Origin of the sequence: Corallococcus sp. CA041A (genome assembly GCF_003612075.1) — a bacterium.
Classification (GTDB): domain Bacteria; phylum Myxococcota; class Myxococcia; order Myxococcales; family Myxococcaceae; genus Corallococcus; species Corallococcus exiguus.
On record NZ_RAWF01000466.1, the window covers coordinates 1 to 3,573 of the forward strand.

The following is a 3,573-nucleotide window of genomic DNA, read 5'->3' on the forward strand; positions in this document are numbered from 1 at the left end:
GCCCGCTCCAGCTTCCGCATGTCGTATGCTGTCAGCCCCAGCTCGGCAGGGCTCCTTGCCGGTCGCATGCTCCAGAAACTGCGCATGCGACCCGGATTTGTCTCGGAACTTCTGGCGACCTACTTAGAGGCACACCGAAGGTGAGGTGGTCGAAGGAAGCCAGTGCCACGTTGCCCGGTGCGAAGGCCCCCAGGAACTGGGCGTTCTCCACCTCCCGGTACGCTTCCTGATAGGGCGGTGGAAGCTGCGCGGGCAGCGCGGACGCATCCACACTCCGGCTTCCACCGACGAGGGGAATGGAGGCTGCGACGTCATCCGCGGCCCGCCCCAGCCCGCGCGCGATGTCGCCGCCGCGGAAGCTCCGCTCCGGGAAGTCAGCGAGGGCCATGCTTCGCTGCCTCAGCTCCTCGCGCACCACCTCCATGGCCCCCAAGGCGCGCTTCAGCAGCTTGTCCTCGGCCAGCAGGCGCAAGAGCTGCCGCACCTCGTCGTCGTGCGAGGTGTGCAGGACGAAGAGGGCGAGGACTTCCGCCTTGGCCAGGCCGTGCTTCTCCACGGCGGTGGAGAGGAAGGCCGCGCGCTTCTTGAGGAGGACGCGGGCAGCCTCGGCCTCCAGGGGGCCCAAGGCGCCCAGCCGGACGGCGTTCCAGTCCGAGAGGTCCTCCACCAGCCGGGGCATGTCCGCCTGGCGCTGCAAGGCCAGGAAGGCCGCGGGCGTGGTGCATCCGAGGAAGGGCGCCAGCACCTCGTCCTCCGAGTCCAGGTGCGGCCAGCCTACGGGGACGTCCCCGCACACACCTGCCAGGGCCCCCACAACACGCAGGGGCGCCGTTTCTCCTCCGCCGGGATTCTGGGGAGACGGCGTAGCCCGGCGGCGGTGCAGAAGCGGTCCGTCTGCGGACTCCGCGTCGAGGTCCTCGAGCGCCTCGTCCTCGGGGAGACTCGCGACGGCACCGCGCCCCAAGGCCGCCAGGGGCATCGCGCCCGAGACAGCAGCCAGGGTGCCTCCAGGGCCCTCCCGTGAGGGCAGCGAGGCACACCCCGACGTCAGGAGGGCCAGGGCCAGCACCAGGCCCACCGCGCCGCACGGCAGTCGCTCAGCGCGCATTGTCCACCCCCAGCCCCATGGCCGCGAAGGCTCCCGGCCGCAGCGTCCCCTCCGGCGTGGGAAACAGCAGCGTGCCGCCCTGCCCCAGCGCGTAGAGGTTGCCACCCAGGAAGCGCCACCGGGCTTCCCCTGAGACGACGTAGCGCGCACCTGGCTGGCCCACGGCCGTCGCCAGTCCGCCGACGCCCACCGTGAAGTTGCGGTGGAAGAGCTGCGCCTCCACCCGCCCGTCCACGTCCACCCGGCCCCAGGAGAAGGCCTCCACTCCCAGGGAGAGGAAGAGGTGTCGTTGGCGCATGCCACTCAGCCGCACCGCGTCCCAGTTGAGAATCACCTCCCCGTAGGCGGAAGCCCCCTCCGGGAAGGACGCCTCCGCCAGCGGCACGGAGGCCGGGCCCGCCACCTGGAAGCGCGCCAGCTCGTAGTCCGGTCCGAAGGCGCCCTGCCGGAAGCCTCCTCGCTGAAGGCGGGCCTCCAGGCGAGCGCGCATGTCCACAGTCGACGTCAGCGCATCCACGCCCACGCCCACCACCGCGCCCCAGGCTCCGCCCTCGCCCGGGCGTCCACCCCAGCCGCCCAGCAGGTGCGCCTCCACCCTCTGCCCCTTGCGCCCTCGCCGCAGCACCACGGCGGTGGCGTCCAGGTGCGCCAGCGTCATGGGCCGCGCGGTGCCGTCCATCCGCCCCCAGTCATGCACCGCCGACAGCGCCAGCGTGTACCGCCCCGGGACAGGGAGCCTGCCGAAGAGAACGTGTTGCACGTCCAGGGCTACCTCAGCCCCCGCCAGGCGCGCGCTCAGCACGTCCGAGGCGAAGGCCTCCGCGTACACTGGACCCAGCGTCCCCGTCGCGATGACGCCGGCCGGGTGGTAATCGGGGTTGACGCGGTTGCCGTAGCGACGCACCAGGTGCCCGGACAGAAGGGAGTAGCCCTCCATCATCCCCAGCCACACCGAGTTGGGCGTGTCCCCGCCCACCATGAAGAGGCGCACCACCTGCCCCCAGTCGGACAGCGTGTCCCAGTCCTCCTTCCTCACGAGGCCCGCGCTCTCCCCTCCACCCCACAGCCGCAGCCGTACCGGCGCCCCGAGAATGAGGCGGAACGACTCCCCCTTCCCCAAGGCCACCAGGGGCTCCACCTGCACGAAGCCTTCCGCGGTGCCCGCGCCCCTCCGAGGCAGCAACGTCCACGTCGCCGCGTCCATGCGCAGCAGGTTCGTCATCGGAAGTGCCGAGTCGGGCGCCACAGGCGCAGAAGCCTCCTCCTCGGGCTGAGCCTCTCCCTCTTCCTCCTCGCCGGAGGACTTGTCGGAGATGGCCTCCTCCAGCCTGCGCACGGTGGCGTCGAAGTCCTCCGGGGTGACGGCCTCCTGCGCCCCTCCGGCCCCGGGCAACAGCAGCAACAAGACAACGGCCCAAATCCCATGCATGCCCATCGACGCCTCCGTGGCAGGCCCCAGCAGGGGCGCTCAGCACAAAGGCTCCCTGTTCAGTCCGACAGGACGGCGAACCGGGTGGGGAAGTTGACTGCACGAGTCACGAGCGACCCGGCCCATTGGGAGTATGGACAGACGTGCCAGGCCACGCAACGGCGCCAGCCCCGTTCACGGCGCCAACCGCGCGAATAGACATGACTGGGAAAGGGCGCTCCTCAATGCCCTTCAGGCCGGCCGCCCAACGAAGCGCAGCCACTCAGCACACGACAGCCGTCAGCAGGAGGCTCCTGCGCAGTTCGAAAGCCTAACGCCTACTTCGAGACGGAGAGGTGAAGATGATCCGGGCGCGTCGCCATCAGTGAGCGCTCCGCCACGCCCACGCCCCCCAGGGAGGCGTGCATTCCCTCACACATGCCCCGGACACGGAGATCCCTATCGCTCTTTAGGGCACGCCAGGATGGACAACACCCAAACAATAAAATTCATCAAACTAAAAAACGAACCAAGACAGCAAATGCCGGCAACCATCACCGAATCAGGGGAAAGTGATGTTTCCTAGCGTGACGGTGCGGCGCCCGTCCGCATCCCAGAGCTTGAGTGTGAAACTCCCTTGAGTGGATTCGGATGCAGACTCAGCCTCTACCACCACGCGCTGGGTCGTCGAGCCGGGGGCCAAGGGGCCGGATTGCCACACTTGGAGGACCTGCAGTTCCTCGTTTGCCTTGCCCCTGAGCGTCGCACCCGCTGCTGTCCACCAGATGAGAAGATACTGATCAGCATAGAGGCCCCCAGGCCTGTTCGCGGGGCGGGTATATTTCGACGCCACCGAGCGCAGCGAGAATCAACGGACCAATGCCTCCCTCTAGTAGCTCTCCACGGAATTGTGTTAGCCAGTCCCCAAGGGAAGCCAGAAATGGGGATGGTAATGCGTGTATGGGTGTGGGCCGCAGCACTCGCCGTGTGTCTCGGAGCATGTGGAGGCACAGAGGACGATGGTCGTGACGCTGGCGTACCGCCTCCGTCTCAGCAC

At 68.7% G+C, this 3,573-nt stretch carries 2 protein-coding genes and 1 pseudogene; all 3 read right to left on the bottom strand.

Translation table 11 applies throughout. The annotated features are described in order from the left end of the window. Positions 1-31: 31 nt before the first annotated feature. The gene (locus D7V77_RS41050) at positions 32-1,108 is read right to left on the bottom strand and encodes a hypothetical protein (RefSeq protein WP_233597542.1); all 1,077 of its coding nucleotides are present in this window, start codon (positions 1,106-1,108) and stop codon (positions 32-34) included. Next, complete coding sequence (locus tag D7V77_RS41055; protein ID WP_120581609.1) at positions 1,098-2,537, bottom strand: hypothetical protein; 1,440 nt, start codon at positions 2,535-2,537, stop codon at positions 1,098-1,100. The genes D7V77_RS41050 and D7V77_RS41055 overlap by 11 nt, the downstream gene beginning before the upstream one ends. A gap of 541 nt (positions 2,538-3,078) precedes the next feature. Continuing rightward, positions 3,079-3,297 (bottom strand): annotated as a pseudogene (locus D7V77_RS41060) (DUF2381 family protein); the annotation flags it as partial. Positions 3,298-3,573: the final 276 nt, after the last annotated feature.

Excerpts from the sequence above, each read along its gene's own strand:
- D7V77_RS41050 (WP_233597542.1), bottom strand. The coding sequence starts at position 1,108 with ATGCGCGCTGAGCGACTGCCGTGCGGCGCGGTGGGCCTGGTGCTGGCC.
- D7V77_RS41055 (WP_120581609.1), bottom strand. The coding sequence starts at position 2,537 with ATGCATGGGATTTGGGCCGTTGTCTTGTTGCTGCTGTTGCCCGGGGCC.